General features: G+C 30.6%; 13 protein-coding genes. 12 read left to right on the top strand and 1 reads right to left on the bottom strand.

The genetic code is table 11. From position 1 onward, the window contains the following. Positions 1-21 precede the first annotated feature (21 nt). The 11 genes from pheT (at position 22) to EBB51_RS09885 (ending at position 16773) form a co-directional block, all read left to right on the top strand. Positions 22-2400 (top strand): phenylalanine--tRNA ligase subunit beta, encoded by a 2379-nt coding sequence (gene pheT / locus EBB51_RS09935; protein ID WP_123054333.1) that lies wholly within the window; start codon positions 22-24, stop codon positions 2398-2400. A 178-nt stretch (positions 2401-2578) separates the two neighbouring features. Further along, complete coding sequence (zapA, locus tag EBB51_RS09930; RefSeq protein WP_123054332.1) at positions 2579-3172, top strand: cell division protein ZapA; 594 nt, start codon at positions 2579-2581, stop codon at positions 3170-3172. A 120-nt stretch (positions 3173-3292) separates the two neighbouring features. Then, entirely contained in the window at positions 3293-4141 is an 849-nt protein-coding gene (locus EBB51_RS09925) for a DNRLRE domain-containing protein (RefSeq protein WP_190285264.1), read from the top strand. 64 nt (positions 4142-4205) lie between these two features. After that, a complete protein-coding gene (locus EBB51_RS09920; protein ID WP_123054330.1) occupies positions 4206-5135 on the top strand; it encodes a glycosyltransferase family 4 protein in 930 nt (309 codons plus the stop codon). Between the two features lie 80 nt (positions 5136-5215). Then, positions 5216-6541, top strand: coding sequence for a DUF6385 domain-containing protein (locus EBB51_RS09915; protein ID WP_123054329.1), 1326 nt, complete (start codon positions 5216-5218; stop codon positions 6539-6541). Positions 6542-6626: 85 nt separating this feature from the next. Further along, positions 6627-8417 carry a glycosyltransferase family 2 protein gene (locus EBB51_RS09910; protein WP_123054328.1) on the top strand — a complete coding sequence of 597 codons (1791 nt, stop codon included), beginning with the start codon at positions 6627-6629 and terminating at the stop codon, positions 8415-8417. An 82-nt stretch (positions 8418-8499) separates the two neighbouring features. Beyond that, a complete protein-coding gene (locus EBB51_RS09905) occupies positions 8500-10329 on the top strand; it encodes a glycosyltransferase family 2 protein (protein ID WP_123054327.1) in 1830 nt (609 codons plus the stop codon). Positions 10330-10451: 122 nt separating this feature from the next. Continuing rightward, on the top strand, positions 10452-12812 hold the full coding sequence (locus tag EBB51_RS09900) for a U32 family peptidase (protein WP_123054326.1): 2361 nt from the start codon (positions 10452-10454) through the stop codon (positions 12810-12812). Positions 12813-12815: 3 nt separating this feature from the next. Further along, positions 12816-15188, top strand: coding sequence for an endonuclease MutS2 (locus EBB51_RS09895; protein ID WP_123054325.1), 2373 nt, complete (start codon positions 12816-12818; stop codon positions 15186-15188). Positions 15189-15209: 21 nt separating this feature from the next. Next, positions 15210-15662 (top strand): DUF523 domain-containing protein, encoded by a 453-nt coding sequence (locus EBB51_RS09890; RefSeq protein ID WP_123054324.1) that lies wholly within the window; start codon positions 15210-15212, stop codon positions 15660-15662. Between the two features lie 97 nt (positions 15663-15759). After that, positions 15760-16773 (top strand): alpha-hydroxy-acid oxidizing protein, encoded by a 1014-nt coding sequence (locus EBB51_RS09885; protein ID WP_123054323.1) that lies wholly within the window; start codon positions 15760-15762, stop codon positions 16771-16773. A 237-nt stretch (positions 16774-17010) separates the two neighbouring features. On the opposite strand, the gene EBB51_RS09880 is transcribed toward EBB51_RS09885, so the two are convergent. Further along, entirely contained in the window at positions 17011-17736 is a 726-nt protein-coding gene (locus EBB51_RS09880; RefSeq protein ID WP_123054322.1) for a MerR family transcriptional regulator, read from the bottom strand. A gap of 212 nt (positions 17737-17948) precedes the next feature. On the opposite strand from EBB51_RS09880, the gene EBB51_RS13695 reads away from it, so the two are divergent. Further along, on the top strand, positions 17949-18125 hold the full coding sequence (locus EBB51_RS13695) for a hypothetical protein (RefSeq protein ID WP_190285263.1): 177 nt from the start codon (positions 17949-17951) through the stop codon (positions 18123-18125). Positions 18126-18159: the final 34 nt, after the last annotated feature.

Below are 18159 nucleotides of genomic sequence, written 5' to 3'. Positions count from 1 at the left end.
TTAAAAAAGGAGAGATTATTAATGAAGGTTCCAGTTAAATGGCTAAAGGATTACGTTGATATAGAAATTTCACCTAAAGAACTTGGAGATAGTCTAACTTTAAGTGGATCAAAAGTTGAAAGTGTAGATATAACAGGTGATGAAATAAAAAATGTAGTTACTGGTAAAATAGTTGAGATAAAAAAACATCCGGATGCAGATAGACTGTCAATATGTCAGGTTGATATAGCCAAAGAAGAACTTTTGCAGATAGTTACTGCTGCTACAAATATGAAAGAACAAGATATAATTCCAGTTGCATTACATGGTTCAGTACTTCACGGCGGTGTTAAAATAAAAAAAGGTAAATTAAGAGGCGTAATGTCAAATGGTATGTTCTGTTCTGAGCAAGAATTGGGTATTGCTGGAGACAAACCAGTTTATGGACTTATGATACTGCCTAAAGATACATCTATAGGAAAAGATATAAAAGATGTTTTAGATATTACAAGCGCTGTAATTGATTTTGAAATAACATCAAATAGACCAGACTGCTTAAGTGCAGTGGGAATAGCAAGAGAAACAGCAGCGACATTAAATTTAAAATATAAGATGCCAAATTTAGATTATACAGCAAAATGTGATGACAATATAACTCACGAATTCAATGTAAAAATAAATGATGACCTTTGTAAAAGGTATATGGCAAGAGAAATAAAAAATGTTAAAATAGAACAGTCTCCAGGATGGATGCAGGATAGACTTTTGGAAGCAGGAGTAAGACCTATAAATAACATCGTTGATATAACAAATTTTGTTATGCTGGAAATTGGAGAACCAATGCATGCTTTTGATACAAGGCAAATATCTACTAAGACAATTGTAGTTGATAGAGCAGCTGACGGCGAAAAGTTTACAACATTAGATGAACAGGAAAGAGTTTTAAATTCAGATGTTTTAACTATAAAAGATGGAGTGAAAACTATAGGACTTGCAGGAATAATGGGCGGACTTAATTCAGAAGTTAAGGATGATACCTCATCTATAATATTTGAATGCGCAAATTTTGATGGTACAAATATAAGGGTTTCTTCTCAAAAGTTGGCACTTAGAACAGAGGCTTCATCAAGATTTGAAAAAGATTTAGATCCTAATCTAGCAGAAATTGCAATGAATAGAGCTTGCAGCCTTGTTGAAGAATTAGGAGCAGGAGAAGTTTGCATGGGAACTATTGATATATATCCCAAAAAGGTTGTTCCACATACGGTAGAAGTTGATTCAACATGGGTAAATAAGTTTCTAGGTACTGAAATTAGCATAGCAGATATGAAAGAATATTTAGATAGATTGGAATTGAAGACTGAAATAGAAGATAAAAAGTTAATCATAAATGTTCCTACATTTAGATCTGATATAAATATAAAGGAAGATGCTGCTGAGGAAATAGCAAGAATTTATGGATACAACAAGATAAAAGGTACAATGATAAGAAGTGTCAGCATGAGAAGTGGTAAAAATAGAAAACAGCATCTTGACGATAAAGTTATAGAAGCATTAATAGGATGCGGAATTAATCAATCTATAAGTTATTCATTTATAAGTCCAAAGGTATTTGATAAAATACTTCTTCCAGAGGATAGTGATTTGAGAAAAGTTGTTACTATTAAAAATCCACTAGGTGAAGATTTTAGTATAATGAGAACTACAACAATAGGTTCAATGATGGAAGCACTTAGTAGAAATTATTCTAGAAATAATGAAAGTGCAAAATTATTTGAAATTGGCAAAGTGTATATACCTAATGAAGATTCAAGTAAACTTCCTGAAGAAAAGAATATTGTAACTATAGGAATTTATGGCGGAGTAAATTATTTTAACTTAAAAGGTGCAGTAGAAAATTTGTTGGAAGCACTTAAAATAGAAAAGTATTCCTTAAAAAGAGAAAGCGAAAATCCTACTTTCCATCCGGGAATAACTGCCAACTTGTATTTGAAGAAGGACTTAGCTGGAGTTTTAGGTGAAGTACATCCTGATGTACTTGAGAATTATGGAATAGATGAAAAGTGTTATATTGCAGAGTTAAACTTAGATGTACTTTATAAGTATGCAAACTTAGATGTTAAGTATAAGCATTTGCCTAAGTTCCCAGCTGCAACAAGAGATATGTCAATTGTCATAGATGAAGATATACTTGTTCAAGATGTAGAAGATATAATGAGAAAACAAGGTTCTGGAATATTAGAAAGTATAAAATTATTTGATGTGTATGCTGGAGAACAGATACCAGATAAAAAGAAGAGTTTAGCATTTACTTTGGTATATAGAAATGAAAAGAGAACTTTAACGGATTCCGAAGTAAATAAAGTACATGATAAAATTACAAGAACCTTGGAAAACAAGTTGGGAGCACAACTTAGATAGCTGCGATATAGATTTTTAAGATAATTGAAATTAGATTTTGAAAGAGTTTCTTTAGATGTAATGAAACTCTTTCAAAATTTATGTGTTAAGGTTAATATAGGTGTTTAACATATTCAGGTTTTATGATAAAATGGTAATAATGGAGTTGTAATATACTATTTATCTAAGAGGTGTTCTTATGAACGTTGTAACAGTTAAAATTAATGGAGTGGAATATAACCTAAAGGGTGATGAACAAGAAGAATACCTACATAAGGTAGCAGTTTATGTAGATAAAAAGGTTAAAAATATAGCTGAAAGTAATAGTAAATTGAGTACAGCATCAGCAGCAATTTTGTCGGCTGTAAATATAGTTGATGATATGTTTAAACAAAAGAAAAAATGTGAGTTACTTGAAAGTAAATTTAATGATGCAGATAAAAAAAATAAAGATTATGAGGAACAAATTCAATCATTAAAAAAACAGCTAAAACATTTAGAAGAATATAATGCAGAACTTCAATTAAAGTTAAAAAATAATACTAATGCACAATATGTTGAACAAAAAGAAGAGTACATAAATAAAGTAATGAAGGAAATGGACACACTTCAGGAAACAGCGCAGAAGTACATGAAAGAAAATAAGGAAATAATAGTACAAAATAAACAATTAAAATTTGAACTGCAATCTGCTAAATATAAAGTTATGAATCTTAGTAACAAACTTATAGAGAATCAAGTGGATTTAGCAAAAGAGAAAAAAAAAAATAACCCTTTATTAAAGAGTAAATAAGCTAATGCATTTAAAGCAATTGGCTTATTTTTTTATTTACAAGCCGTTATAAATATAACTGTAAGTAGGATGTTACCAATTTTGCTAAGTAATCATATTATAATTTGGGAGGGGGTAAATATGTTAAACTATAAAATGCAGTTTTCATGCAGCAGGAGTCTTACAATTACAGATTTATATCCTAATAGAAATTTTCAAAAAGGTGTTTTAAATGCTGGATTCTATGAGGGAAACTTATATAAAAGTTATATATACTTCGATTTAAGTAATTTATGTGAAAACTTTATAGTAAATTCTGCTGTCTTGAGATTGTATTTGAAAAAACATATTTCTTATGGAAAAAAGAGTAATTTATATATTTATCCGCTTAAAGAAAGTTTTAATAAATGTACTGCATTTACTAATCAACCAGGAATTAGTAATGAATTTGTTAAGTTTTCAGCACGTGACTATAATAGACCGCTGGATATAGATATAACTTCTTTATTTAATAGTAATAATATTAATTACATTTTAAATAATGGAATTCTCTTAAAGTGTGATGAAGATAAGAATTCACTTGTAAGTTTTTATTCTAATTTAACTGATAATTGCAAAATTGTCCCAAAAATATTCCTAGATTATTCGTGTGATGAATGTAGTCAGAATAAAAAGAAATATGTAGATGTAAAGAAAAAAAGTTGGTTACTAAATTTTAGTAATGAAGTAGTTACGCAGCCAGTAAATGTTGAAAGGCTTATACAAGGTACATTTTTTATTAATAATTTAAGCAGCAATACTTTAAAAGCAAGAGTTGAAGTTAGTTTTGACTTAAATAGATGGATTAAGGATCAGGAAGTTGATATAGCTCAAAATAGTAATGGAGTTTTAGTTGCACAATATTATGGCAGATATTATAGGATAGTAGTTAATTCACCTGACAATAATGGCAAAGTAGAAATAAAATTTGTATATCAAGTATATGTATAATTAACTGCAATTTGTAAGATACAGGGGACAGGAAGAAGAGGACATAGGACAGAGAAGGAGGATTATGAAAAAGTTAGTTTTCTTTGTAAAAAGGGGATTAGACAGCTTTTTAGGAGATATAATTTCAGAATTGTCAAGAAAATATATAGTAAAAAAGGTTATAGTAAATTTCTATAATGAAATTGATGAGGCAATGAAGTGGGCTGATATATGTTGGTTTGAGTGGTGTGATGATCTTATTATTTATGGAAGCAGGCTGGATATTGCAAAAGAAAAAATTGTTGTATGCAGACTTCACAGCTATGAAGTTTTTACTGAATATATAAATCAAGTTAATTGGACAAATGTAGATAAACTAATATGTGTAGGCAAGAATATAAGAGATATTTTAAAGCTGAAGGTTAATATAGAAGATTATAAAGTCAGTGTAATCCCAAATGGAATTGATGAAAATAAATATAACTATAAAGATAGATGTGATGGATTTAATATAGCATATGCTGGATATATAAATTTTAAGAAAGGACCTATGCTGCTCATTCATACATTTAGAGCAATATGTGAGAAAGATAACAGATATAAACTTTATATAGCAGGAGTATTTCAAGATGAAAGATATGTGTTATATTTTTCTCAAATGATAAAAAAAATGCATTTAGAAGGAAATATAATTTATGATGGATGGCAGGATGATTTAAATAAGTGGCTGGAAGATAAAAATTATATAATATGTACAAGTGTCCTTGAATCTCAAAATTTAAGCATTATGCAAGCTATGAGTAAAGGGATAAAACCTATAGTGCATAACTTTGTAGGCGCGGAAGGGATATATCCGCATGATTATTTATGGAATACTATTGATGAAGCAGTGAATATGGTATGTAATCAGAAGTATAATTCAAAAGAATATAGAAGTTTTATAACTAATAATTATTCTCTTACTGTGCAGAAAAACAAAATATTAAATCTTATGGATAATTTAAGACTTTTATAGCACATTCTTTATTTTTATTAATATTATAAATATTGGGCGTTCAACATTTTAACTTTTATAAGAATAAGGAGTGAGAAACTTTGTCTAACAATATAGTGTTTCAGCATTCAGCAGGAGAATTAAAAAGTGCTATATATGGTTATGACGGGACGAAATATGAGCCACTCAATGTTGATTCTAATGGTAATTTAAATGTAAATGCAAGTATAGTTAGTGGAACAATTAATGTACAAATAGGAACGTTAGGAACAGTGCAGCAATTAAATTCAATAAAGAATGGAACAGTTCACGTTCAGACAGGGACATTAGGAGTAGTGCAGCAATTAAATTCAATAAAGAATGGAACAGTTCACGTTCAGACAGGGACATTAGGAGTAGTGCAGCAATTAAATTCAATAAAGAATGGAACAGTTCACGTTCAGACAGGGACATTAGGAGTAGTGCAGCAATTAAATTCAATAAAGAATGGAACAGTTCACGTTCAGACAGGGACATTAGGAGTAGTGCAGCAATTAAATTCAATAAAGAATGGAACAGTTCACGTTCAGACAGGGACATTAGGAGTAGTGCAGCAATTAAATTCAATAAAGAATGGAACAGTTCACGTTCAGACAGGGACATTAGGAGTAGTGCAGCAATTAAATTCAATAAAGAATGGAACAGTTCACGTTCAGACAGGGACATTAGGAGTAGTGCAGCAATTAAATTCAATAAAGAATGGAACAGTTCACGTTCAGACAGGGACATTAGGAGTAGTGCAGCAATTAAATTCAATAAGGAATGGAACAGTTCATGTACAAACAGGAACGTTAGGAGTAGTACAGCAATTGAATTCAATAAGGAATGGAACAGTTCACGTACAAACAGGAACGCTAAGAGTAATACAGCAATTAAGTTCAGTGAGGAACGGAACAGTTCATGTACAAACAGGAACGCTGGGAGTAGTACAGCAATTGAATTCAATAGTAAATGGAACGATTCAGGTAAAATCAGGAACGGTTTTAGCTCAAGGGTTTGATGGAACAAGCAATCAAAAAATTAAAGTTGATACAACTGGTCAATTAATGGTTGGCCTTTATGATAGAAAATTTACAGAAGTTTCCGAGACAATAATTCAAATATCAACGGCAGGAGAATTTGGAACTGTAATTGATACTTCCAAGTATCAAGATTATTCATGGTATATTAATAGGCTTTCGTCATCTGTAGGTAATACGATAAATGTACAACTTGCAGTAGCTCCTACTCATACGGCAAACTATGCGCTAATTGGAGAAAGTGGAACAGTAATTGGAGGCACAGCTCAAGTTATTACTAATGATTATTACCTCCACTATACAAAACTCAAAGTTTGGACACCATCTAGAACAGCAACTGTACAAGTTTGGTTTAATGGCAGATATTAATAAATTATGTAGAGAAGTACCTTGCAAAAGGTACTTTCTCAATATTTAACCTGTATTTAGATGAAAATTATGAGGTGATCTATAAATGGACAATAAAGTGAGTCTTTGTATGATAGTAAAAGATGAAGAAAAAAATCTTCCAAGATGTCTTGAGAGCATTAAAAATTTAGTAGATGAAATGATAATAGTTGATACTGGATCAAAGGATAAGACAGTTGAAATAGCTCAAAGTTATGGTGCAAAAGTATACTATTTTAAATGGTGTGATAATTTTAGTGCAGCTAGAAACGAAGCTTTAAAACATGCAGCTAAGGATTGGATATTAATTTTAGATGCAGATGATGAGTTTTGCAGCGAAGATAAAATTAAATTTGAAAACTTGAAGCTAAATCTTGATAAAAAGTATGTTTATTGTTTTGAAACTTTGAGTTATTTAGGATATGAAAAAAGTTCTGATATAAGTATAAATATGAATCCAAGGCTTTTTAAAAATAAATATGGATATCATTACAGCGGTGCAGTTCACAATCAACTTTTAAATGAAGAACATGGAATTATATCAAAGTTCGAATCTATAAGAGTATATCACTATGGATATACAAATAAAAGTATGATTGATAAGAATAAAAGAGCTAGGAATATGACAATTTTAAAGAAATTAATTAGGGAGGAACCTCAAAATAAATTTAACTACTTTAACTTGGGAAATGAATACTGCTGCTTAAACGAACAAGAAAAGGCATTAAGTTGTTATTATAAATGTTATGAAGATTTTAAACCGTATTTAGGTTATTCACCAAAACTTTTAGAAAGGATAGTTGAAGTAAATTATGAGCTTAAAAATTTTGATAAAGCTATTAAATTTATAGATATCGGACTCAAGTACTATCCTAATTTTATAGATCTTTATTATATGCAGGGAATAATATATGATGAGTTAGGTAAATATCTATTTGCAATAAAGTCATTTAAAATGTGTATAGAAATTGTAAACCCTCCTGAATTTTTAAAATCAATTTATGGAGTTGAAAACTTTAGATCGTTTGATGAACTATCTAAAATATATATAAAGCTCAATGACTATGATAATGCATATGAATATTGTATTAAATCGTTAAGATCCAAACCTGATTATTTAGGACCGCTGTATAATATTTTAAAAATATTCAAGAAAAAAGAAATGCCAATAAATGAAATAAAATTTAATATAGAACAATTTTTTTCTGACTTTCCAAGAGAATATTATTTTATTGCAGATTTATTTTATAAAGGTGGATATTATGAAACGGCTTTAGAATATTTGGAAAAGTTAACTGATAGTGTAAAAGTTTCAAAAGAAGTTCTTGTATTAAAGTCAAATACTCTTGTGAGAACAGGTAAGTTTGATGAATGTATAAGGTTAAATATTATGCCTCAAGATAACTTATTTTATTCACAATTTTTAACTAATAATATCATAAGTTTTATTAGTATTCAAAAGTATGATTTGGCATTTGATGCTTTAAACAAATTTAATTATGAAAATATATCAAGTGAAGCCCAAAAAGAACTTAAGGTATATAGAGAGTTAGTTAACTTATTCATGGGCAAAAAAATAGATGTTTTATCAAATGATGAAAATGAGAGAGGTTACACTAAATTTATAATTGAAATTATTGAAATATTTATTATAAATAATGAACTTGAAGAGGCTAGAAAGTCTTTAAAATTACTTGATCTCACAGCTGACAAGTATAAGTTTCTTGAAGTTGGAAAATTGTATTTTAAATATGGTTATTTAGATATGGCTAAACAAGAAATATTCAAATCAGTAAAAATGTACAATTTAATTGATAAAGACAGTATAAAAATTTTAAAAGAAGTTATTAGCATTTAAAACATTTTTATGATTTTTTCATAACTTGAATTGAGTAAACGTATTTAATGTAAATCAATAAAATTTTATGAGGGGGATACTTATGAGTACTCAAATTAGTTTATGTATGATTGTTAAGGATGAAGAGAAAAATCTCCCGAAATGTCTTGAAAGTGTTAAAGATTTAGTAGATGAGATAATAGTAGTAGATACGGGATCAACTGATAATACAGTTGAAATAGCAAAAAGTTACGGTGCAAAGGTATATTATTTTAAATGGTGTGATGACTTTAGTGCCGCTAGAAATAAGTCACTTGAATATGCTGCGAAAGATTGGATACTGATCATGGATGCAGATGATGAATTTTGCAGTGAAGATAAAGATAAGTTTAAGAAACTCGTAAATAATCTTGATATAAACAAAACTTATTTTTTTGAAACGTTATGTTATTTTGGAACGACAAAGGGAAATGATCTAACTGTAAATTTGAATCCTAGATTATTTAAAAATAAGTACGGATATCATTATGAAGGAGCAATACACAATCAATTAGTAAATTTAAAGCATTCAATAAATGGAGTATATGAAGATATTAAAATACATCACTATGGATATTTAGATAGTGATGTTGTAGATAAAGATAAGAATAAGAGAAATATCAGAATTTTAGAAAGACAGATAAAAAAAGATCCTAAAAATAAATTCAACTATTTTAACATTGGAAATGAATATTCATCAATATATGAAGAAGAAAAGGCATTAGAAAATTATTATAAAGCATATGACAACTTTGATCCATCAGCGGGATTTGCATCAAAGTTAATAGAGAGAATAATAATTTCAAATTACAATTTGAAATATTTTAATGAAGCTGTGAAATTTGTAGATGAAGGTATTAAGTATTATCCTGAGTTTACTGATTTATATTATTTAAAGGGATTAATATTAGAAGCACAGCATAAGCCAACTATGGCAATAAAAGCTTTTGAAAAATGTATAGAATTAGGTGAAGCTCCTATTGTGCTCAAATGTATTTATGGAACAGGAACTTTTAAGGCTTCGCATGAGCTTTCAAAAATATATATGGATTTAAAAGATTATGATATGGCATATAAGTATTGTATTGATACAATAAGATTTAAACCTGATTATCTAGTGCCGCTTTATAATATAAGTCATATATTAAAGCAGGAAAAAACACCTGTTGATAAATTCAAGCAGACTATAGAGGCATTCTTCCCAGATATTCCAAATCAGTATCCTGTAATTGCAGATTTATTTTATATGGAAGGATACTATACTACTGCACTTCAATATATAGAGCAGTATGGAACTCAAGGTTTGTCTGAAAATTTAAGATTTTTTAAAGTAAAGTGTTTGATAAGGTCAGGGAAATTTAAAGAGTGCATTAAATATGCAGAAAGTATTGGTGAAGATGACTTATACTATTTTCAAACTATGATGTATAAAGTTATATGCTTTGCAGCTATGGATGAATACGAATCTGCTGAAACTATAATGAAACAATTTAATTTAAATAAGAAAACTAATTATAATAAAAAAATTATTCAAGTATACAGACAATTTTTAAATATATTTGAGGGAAGGTCTGCATCTATTTTGTCAGAAGATGAAAATGAAAAAGATTATACTTCGTCTATATTTGAAATATGTGAAATACTCCTTGTAAGTAAGGAATTTGATAAGTTTGAAAAATCATTGGAGTTATTAAATTTAATAAGTGATAAATCAGTATTACTTCAGCTTGGAAAAATGTATTATAAATATGGATATGTAGATATGGCAAAAAAGGAAATACTGAGATCGATAAAAATGTTTGATGTAATTGACAGCGAAAGTTTGGATATCCTTGAAATGTGCATTCAAAAGCTTAGCGGAGAAAAATCCTCCTTTACTGTCCTCTGTTTTTAGTCCTCTGTATCAAAAATGCTTTGAATTTTTAGCATATTATAATTACAGGTATGAGATTTTAAATATGATTTAGTTATTGTATAATAGTGTTTGAGTGAATTTATGTTTTAGGAGATGAACCGATGAAAAAGGTAGAATTGCTGGCACCAGCAGGAAGTATGGAAAGTCTATATGCAGCAGTCCAATCAGGAGCTGATGCTGTTTATTTAGGTGGAGATAAATTTTCTGCAAGGGCTTATGCATCTAATTTTGACAATGAAAATATAAAAAAGTCAGTTAAGTATTGTCACTTATATGGAGTTAAAGTGTACGTTACCATAAATATTTTATTAAAAGATAGTGAAATGAAAGAAGCTTTAAGATATGCAGAGTTTTTATACAATTCAGGAGTTGATGCTTTAATCATACAGGATATAGGTTTTGCATACTGCATAAAAAAACTTATTCCTGATTTTGAAATTCATGCATCGACTCAAATGACAGTACATAATGCAGAAGGAGCAAAATTTTTAAATAGTATTGGTTTTAAGAGAATTGTACTTTCAAGAGAGCTTTCTTTAAAAGAAATAGAATACATATCAAAAGATTTACATATAGAAACGGAAATATTTATTCATGGTGCTCTTTGCGTATGTTATTCAGGTCAATGTCTTATGAGCAGTTTGATAGGCGGAAGAAGTGGAAACAGAGGTAGGTGTGCCCAGCCTTGCAGGTTACCATATACAATAATTGATGAAAAGAATAAGCTTGAGAAAAATGGATATTTACTCAGCCCTAAGGATATATGCACACTAGAAAACATTCGTGATATCATAGATAGTGGTACTACTTCTTTAAAAATAGAAGGAAGGATGAAAAGACCAGAATATGTTGCAGGTGTTGTTTCAGCTTATAGAAAAGCAATAGATTTAGCAGTTGGCTTAAAAAGTGATGCTGATTTAAGTGTAGAAAAAAAGAAATTATTACAGCTGTTTAATAGAGAAGGTTTTTCAAAAGCTTATTTATACGGCAATGTTGGAAGAGATATGATGGCATATTCATTTCCTAAAAATACGGGAACTTTTTTGGGAAAAGTTAATAAGGATTTGAGTGTATTATTGCAAGAAGACATATCCTTAAAGGATGGTGTAAGATATGAAAATGATGGATTTACAGTTTCTAAAATAATTAAAAATAATAATGAAGTCAAAGAAGCAAAAAAAGGAGATATAGTTATTTTAAAACCATCACATTTTAAAAGTGGAAATACGTTATATAAGACATCAGACTCAAAGCTTTTTAAGGAATTACAGGATACATACAATAATCCTTTTGAAAGAAAGATAAACCTTGATTTAAATGTAAGCTTTAAGTTAAATGAAACTGTAAAGTTAAGTACTTGCTTCAATAATAAAGATTATTCAGCTCAAGGTTTAGCAGTTCAAAAGGCTATAAAAAAACCAATTAGCATGGAAGAACTCAAAAAACATTTAGGTAAAAGCGGAGATACCCCATTTAAGTTTTCTAATATACGCTTTGAAAATTATGAAGCTGGATTCTTACCTGTATCTGAAATAAATGAAGTGAGAAGAAAACTTGTAGAACAAATTGAAATGAATCTACTAAATGGTAGAAAAAAAGTTAAAGTAAACTTAAATGAAATATTCCATGGAAATATAAATCGCAGAGAAACAGGAAGTATACCAAAGTACATGGTATGTGTAAATAATGAAGAACAGTTAAAGGCTGTTAAAGACAGTGGATTTAAAGATGTAATAATTGATATGTTTTATAAATCCAAAGATAATTTAGAGTATTATATAATGAAAAACTCTGATCTTAACTTGTGGATTAAGGTTCCAAATATAGTAAGAGATGAGTTTGATACTATGTGCAAAAAAATAGATACGTTAATACCTCATATAAATGGAATAGTTACTGCTAACTTAGGTATAATAAGTGTATTTAAAAATAAAACAAGTATAATTTCTGATTATAAGTTAAATGTATTTAATGAATTTGGAGTAAGACAGTATAGTGAATTTATGGATTCAGTTTGCTTAAGTGTAGAACTAAATAAGATTGAAATTGAGAAACTTTTGAGAACGTCACGTGCAAAAACTCAGATACTCGTGTATGGTAAAATAGAAAATATGGTGTCAGAATACTGCCCTATAGGAAGTACTTTGGGTGGAAAGGGCAGGAAAAACAATTGTTCTCATAAATGCAGTGAAGGAACTTTTAATTTAAAGGATAGAATTGGAGCAGAGTTTTTGGTTAGAACGGATAAGTACTGCAGAAGTCATATATATAATAGTGTTCCACTCAATTTAACAGATAAGATTGAAGAGCTGACAAATATGGGTGCCAGTAGTTTTAGAATAGATTTTATAGATGAAAAATATGGTGATGTAATTAATGTACTTGAATTTGTAAAGAATAAAAAGACAAAAGGTGATTTTGTAGGTTTTACAAAAGGACATTATAAAAGAGGGGTTGAATAAATTATGAATGAAAAGGCTTTAAAGGTTTTGGAATTTAATAAGATAAAAGAGATGTTAAAACAGTACACTAATACACAAGCTGCAAAAGATATAATAGATGATTTGAAACCTTATGAAAATAGTTATGAAGTAAGGGAACATATCGAGGAAACTAAAGAAGCCTTCAAATTGCTAGTTACTAAAGGAACACCTCCTTTTGAAGGAATATATGATATAAGAGACGGCATAAGGATGGCTGAAAAAGGATCTTCACTTATGCCAATTCAACTTTTGAGAATAGCAAATATGCTGAGGTGTGCAAGAAGGTTCAAAGAATATGTAAGGCATAAAGATGAAGAAGAGCCATTTAGAGTAATAGAAGATATATGCGAGGGTATAGTTCCACTTAAGAATATTGAAGATGCAGTATTTAATGCTGTAGAAAGTGAAGATGAAATTTCAGACAATGCAAGTCCAGCTCTTCACAGCATAAGGAAATCACTAAAAGATAAAAATTCATCAGTGAGGGATAAGGTAAATTCACTTGTGAGAATGTATTCTGAATATCTTCAAGATAATCTCTATACCATGAGGGGAGACAGATATGTACTTCCAGTAAAAGCTGAACATAAGAATATGGTATCGGGATTAGTACATGATCAAAGTTCAACTGGTTCTACTTTGTATATTGAACCTATGAACTTGGTGAATTTAAATAATGAAATAAAAGAACTTATGCTGAAGGAAAGGGCAGAAATCGATAGAATACTAGCTAGGCTTTCAGCAAAAGTTTATGACAATATAATTGCTGTTAGAAACAATTCAAAGATTATATGGGAGCTTGATTTTATATTTGCAAAAGCTAAATTTGCAAGTGAGTTTAATTGCACTGCACCAAATGTAAATGATGATGGAATTATAGATATAATACAAGCTAAACATCCATTAATTGATAGAAAAGTAGTTGTACCATTAGATATTTATTTGGGAAAAAATTTTACTTCATTAATAATAACAGGACCTAATACAGGTGGTAAAACTGTAACTTTAAAAACAGTTGGACTTTTACATTTAATGGGATTAAGCGGACTTATGATACCTGCAAAGGAAAACTCAACTATAAGCTTTTTCAAAGAAGTCTTTGCAGATATTGGAGATGAACAAAGCATAGAGCAGAGCTTATCCACATTTTCATCTCATATGACTAATATAGTAAGTATAATTGATAGGGCAGATGAAAATTCACTGGTATTATTTGATGAGCTTGGTGCAGGAACAGATCCCACAGAAGGAGCGGCACTAGCTATATCAATTCTTGAAAATTTAAAAAACAGAAATTGCAAGATAGTAGCAACTACCCATTATAGTGAGCTTAAGGCATATGCATTAAAGACGGATTCAGTTGAAAATGCATCAGTTGAATTTGATGTAGAGACACTTAGGCCGACATATAGACTTTTGATAGGTATTCCGGGAAAATCAAATGCTTTTGAAATATCTAAGAGACTTGGACTTCCAGATTACATAATTGACAGTGCCAAAGAAACCATAACTAGTGAGAGTTTACAGTTTGAAGACTTGATACAAAGTCTTCAAGACAAGAGTATACAAGCAGAAAATAATGCTAGGGAATCTGAAATATTGAGAATGGAAGCAGCTAAAATAAAAGATAAATATGAGCAAAGGTTTTCGGCATTTCAAAATAGCAGGGAAAAGTCTCTGATAAATGCTCAAAGAGAAGCTAAAAACATTATAAAAGAAGCTAAAGAAGAAGCTGACGAAATACTCAAGGATATGAGAGAACTTGAGAGAATGGGATACGCATCCGATGTAAGACAAAAATTAGAAGAAAAGAGAAAAAAGTTATCTAATAAACTTGATGATTTAGAAGAAAAGGCTAACAGCATAAAAAGAGATGACGGAGAAGAACTAAAGAGTGTAGAAGAAGGTGATGAGGTATTTGCATCATCTTTAAATCAAAATGTTATAGTACTATCTAAACCTGATAATAAAAATATGGTTCAAGTTCAAGCTGGAATTATGAAAATAGATATAAACCTAAAAGACCTAAGGGCAGTAAAGGGAAAAGAAGGTAATAAGTCCAAACAGAAAAAATCTAAGGGTGAGATGAAACTTAATCTTAAAACTGTGCCAGCATCCATAGATTTAAGAGGTATGGATTCAATTGAGGCAACGTATAATACTGATAAGTACCTAGATGAAGTATATCTTGCAGGATATGAAAAAGTTACAATAATTCATGGTAAAGGTACTGGAGTTTTGAGAAATGCAATAATGGAAATGCTAAAGTCTCATTCTCATGTTAAAAGATATAGGCTGGGAGAGTACGGTGAAGGTGGTACTGGAGTAACTATTGTTGAACTTAAAAATCATTAATATAGATTAGAGGTGTTTTTTATGATACTCGTAAGTGCATGTTTATGTGGGATAAACTGTAAGTACAATGGTAAAAATAATTTAAATAAAGAAGTCATGAAGTTTTTAAAAAAAGATGAAATATTGCCAATATGTCCTGAACAGCTTGGAGGACTTACAACTCCCAGATTGCCATGTGAAATAAAAGGTGGTACTGGAAAAGATGTTTTAAATGGTAAGTCTAAAGTAATTAGTACAAATGAGGATGATTCCACTGAAAAGTTTATAAGGGGGGCATATGAAACACTTAGTATATGTAAAAACTTTAAAGTTTTATCTGCTGTTTTAAAATCTAAAAGTCCTTCCTGCGGATGTGGAAAAATTTATGATGGAACATTTTCAAAGAAAGTAGTAAATGGTAATGGGGTAACTGCACAGCTTTTAATTGACAATGAAATTAAGGTTATAAGTGAAGATGAAATATTTAATCTATAGGTTGAGATTTGTCCAAAATAAATTATAATTAATATAGAACAACAAATATGTGAGCTAGAATACTTTGTATATTTTTTAGTTTGGGGAGGCTTGAAAAATGGATTATAAAAAAGTTTTAAAACAGGCACGTGAAAATTTAAATGGAAGCTGCAGGGTATGCCCTGTATGTAATGGCAAGGCATGTGCTGGAGAAGTACCTGGAATGGGTGGAAAAGGAACAGGAGAAGCATTTTCAATAAATGTTGAAGCACTTGATTTCTGCAAACTCAATATGAGAGTTATACATGATGCTAAAGACCCTGATACTTCAATAGAGTTATTTGGTAAAAAAATGGAGGTACCTGTATTTGCAGCTCCAGTATCTGGAACTACATTGAATATGGGTGGAAAGTTTACTGAAGAAGAATACATATCATGGGTAATAGGAGGATGTTTAGATGCAGGAGTATATCCAATGGTAGGGGATACTGCTGTGGATTCTTTCCTTATAACTAACTTAGAACAACTTAAAAAATTTGGTGGAGATGGCATAGCTATTATAAAACCATGGAAAAATGAAAATGTAATAAAAAAGATAAAACTTGCAGAAGAATCTGGTGCATATGCTGTAGGAATGGATATAGATGCCTGCGGACTTATTACTCTTGCACTTCATGGAAAACCTGTTATGCCTAAAACAGTAGAAGAAATAAGAGAAATAGTTGAAAGTACTAAACTTCCTTTTATATTAAAGGGAATAATGACTGCTGATGAAGCAGAACTTGCTGTAAAAGCAGGTGTAAGTGCCATAGTTGTTTCAAATCATGGAGGAAGAGTACTTGATCAAACTCCTGGTGTTGCAGATGTTCTTCCAGAAATAGCTGATGCCGTAAAAGGCAAAGTTACAATACTTGCTGATGGAGGAGTTAGGACAGGTGTTGATGTACTCAAAATGATAGCTTTAGGAGCCCAAGGAGTACTAATAGGAAGACCTTTTGTAACTGCATCTTTTGGAGGACAAAGAGAAGGTGTGAAAACTTATATAGATAATATAAAAAGTGAATTGAAATCAGCAATGGTTTTAACCGGATGCAAAAGTATAAAAGACGTTACAAATAGAATACTATATTAACTTAACCTTTTTAAAGGACATAAAAACAGAGGACAGAGAAGGAGGATTTTTCTCCGCTGCACTGCAAAAAATCTTTAATTTAAAAAACGTAGAAAACGTACCTAGATTTGATTTACACAAATCTAGGTACGTTCTCTCTTTGTAGGATTCCCATAGACATCACTCTCTTTTATTAAAAATGAATATAAGAAAAAACGCCCATCGTTGTGATGAACGCTTCTCAAAACTTCCCGATTCTTATTTGCAATAAATGTCGATTGCTTTTTTCACAAACTCTGCTGTTCCTTTACCTCCGGTTTTATCAATGTTCTCGATAAATTTGCCGTCACTAGCATACATCTTACCAAGACCGGAAAGAGTTTCATTTGTACAGCTATAATAGTTTTCTGTGATGTAGCTCTGCAGCTTTTTCACTAAGGTCTGTGCCTTATCGGAAGAAGGGTCGAGTGCCTTAATTGCACCCAATTCCTCGAATATTGACATTAGACCTGCTGCGATGGCATTTTCGGCATCCCTTGAGCGATTCTTGCTCTTTTGTTCAAACTCTTTATATGCTGCCGATTGCCCCCATCTGCTTTTTGCTTCGTTTGCGTATTCGTCCAGCTTTTTTGTATCAAAGGCTGAAAAATCCATATTTCCATCTCCTATCGTTTTTACTCCACGAGCGAAGATAATGAGATTGTCGATATGTTCCCGCTTTAGTTCAAGCAACGCAATCTGGTCCTCCAGAACCTTAGTTTTGTCATAGGACGGACTTTCTATAATTGCCTTGATTTCCTTAAGCGGAAACTCCAACTCACGAAACAGCAAAATCTGACTCAAGCGGGCCAGAGCCGTATCGTCATATAGCCTGTATCCAGCATTGGTATATTTGCTTGCAGGCAAAAGACTGATAGAGTCATAATATTGCAAGGTACGTATACTCACACCTGTTAATTTGCTAACCTCATGAACTGTTTTCATTTCGCATCACCTCCTCGTGTGATTATAGCATAAACTATAACGTAACGTAAGAGTCAATAGCTTTTGAAAAATTATATGAAAATAAGCCCACGATTGTCATAAACACTCTCGCCATTGTCGCTTTCGCAGCCATAGCCATCAAGCTAATAATACAATCTTTAAGCTTCTGTTATATAATTTAGCAGAAGCTTAATTTAGGATGGTGGATAATATTGCAAACAAAATTGAAGAGGTTAATAAAAAAATCTAAAGCTGTTTTTAATTCTGAGTATTTGAATAAAGCAGCAAGGAGTACTCAATTTGTAAGAAGGAAAAGCAAAATAACCCCGGAGGTTTTCTTAGCTTATCATACTTTTTCAGGTAATGATTTATGTGATAATTTTGAATAGTAATTGATGCTGCAAGCTGGTTTCCAGTTAAAAA

Origin of the sequence: Clostridium sp. JN-1 (genome assembly GCF_003718715.1) — a bacterium.
Lineage (GTDB): Bacteria > Bacillota > Clostridia > Clostridiales > Clostridiaceae > Clostridium_AV.
Note: the sequence above shows the minus strand (reverse complement) of the source record. Positions and strands in the feature narration are given on the sequence as shown.

Bases quoted from the DNA above. Each gene is read 5' to 3' on its own strand.
- pheT (WP_123054333.1), top strand. From the start codon at position 22: ATGAAGGTTCCAGTTAAATGGCTAAAGGATTACGTTGATATAGAAATT.
- zapA (WP_123054332.1), top strand. From the start codon at position 2,579: ATGAACGTTGTAACAGTTAAAATTAATGGAGTGGAATATAACCTAAAG.
- EBB51_RS09925 (WP_190285264.1), top strand. From the start codon at position 3,293: ATGTTAAACTATAAAATGCAGTTTTCATGCAGCAGGAGTCTTACAATT.
- EBB51_RS09920 (WP_123054330.1), top strand. From the start codon at position 4,206: ATGAAAAAGTTAGTTTTCTTTGTAAAAAGGGGATTAGACAGCTTTTTA.
- EBB51_RS09910 (WP_123054328.1), top strand. From the start codon at position 6,627: ATGGACAATAAAGTGAGTCTTTGTATGATAGTAAAAGATGAAGAAAAA.
- EBB51_RS09905 (WP_123054327.1), top strand. From the start codon at position 8,500: ATGAGTACTCAAATTAGTTTATGTATGATTGTTAAGGATGAAGAGAAA.
- EBB51_RS09900 (WP_123054326.1), top strand. From the start codon at position 10,452: ATGAAAAAGGTAGAATTGCTGGCACCAGCAGGAAGTATGGAAAGTCTA.
- EBB51_RS09895 (WP_123054325.1), top strand. From the start codon at position 12,816: ATGAATGAAAAGGCTTTAAAGGTTTTGGAATTTAATAAGATAAAAGAG.
- EBB51_RS09890 (WP_123054324.1), top strand. From the start codon at position 15,210: ATGATACTCGTAAGTGCATGTTTATGTGGGATAAACTGTAAGTACAAT.
- EBB51_RS09885 (WP_123054323.1), top strand. From the start codon at position 15,760: ATGGATTATAAAAAAGTTTTAAAACAGGCACGTGAAAATTTAAATGGA.
- EBB51_RS09880 (WP_123054322.1), bottom strand. From the start codon at position 17,736: ATGAAAACAGTTCATGAGGTTAGCAAATTAACAGGTGTGAGTATACGT.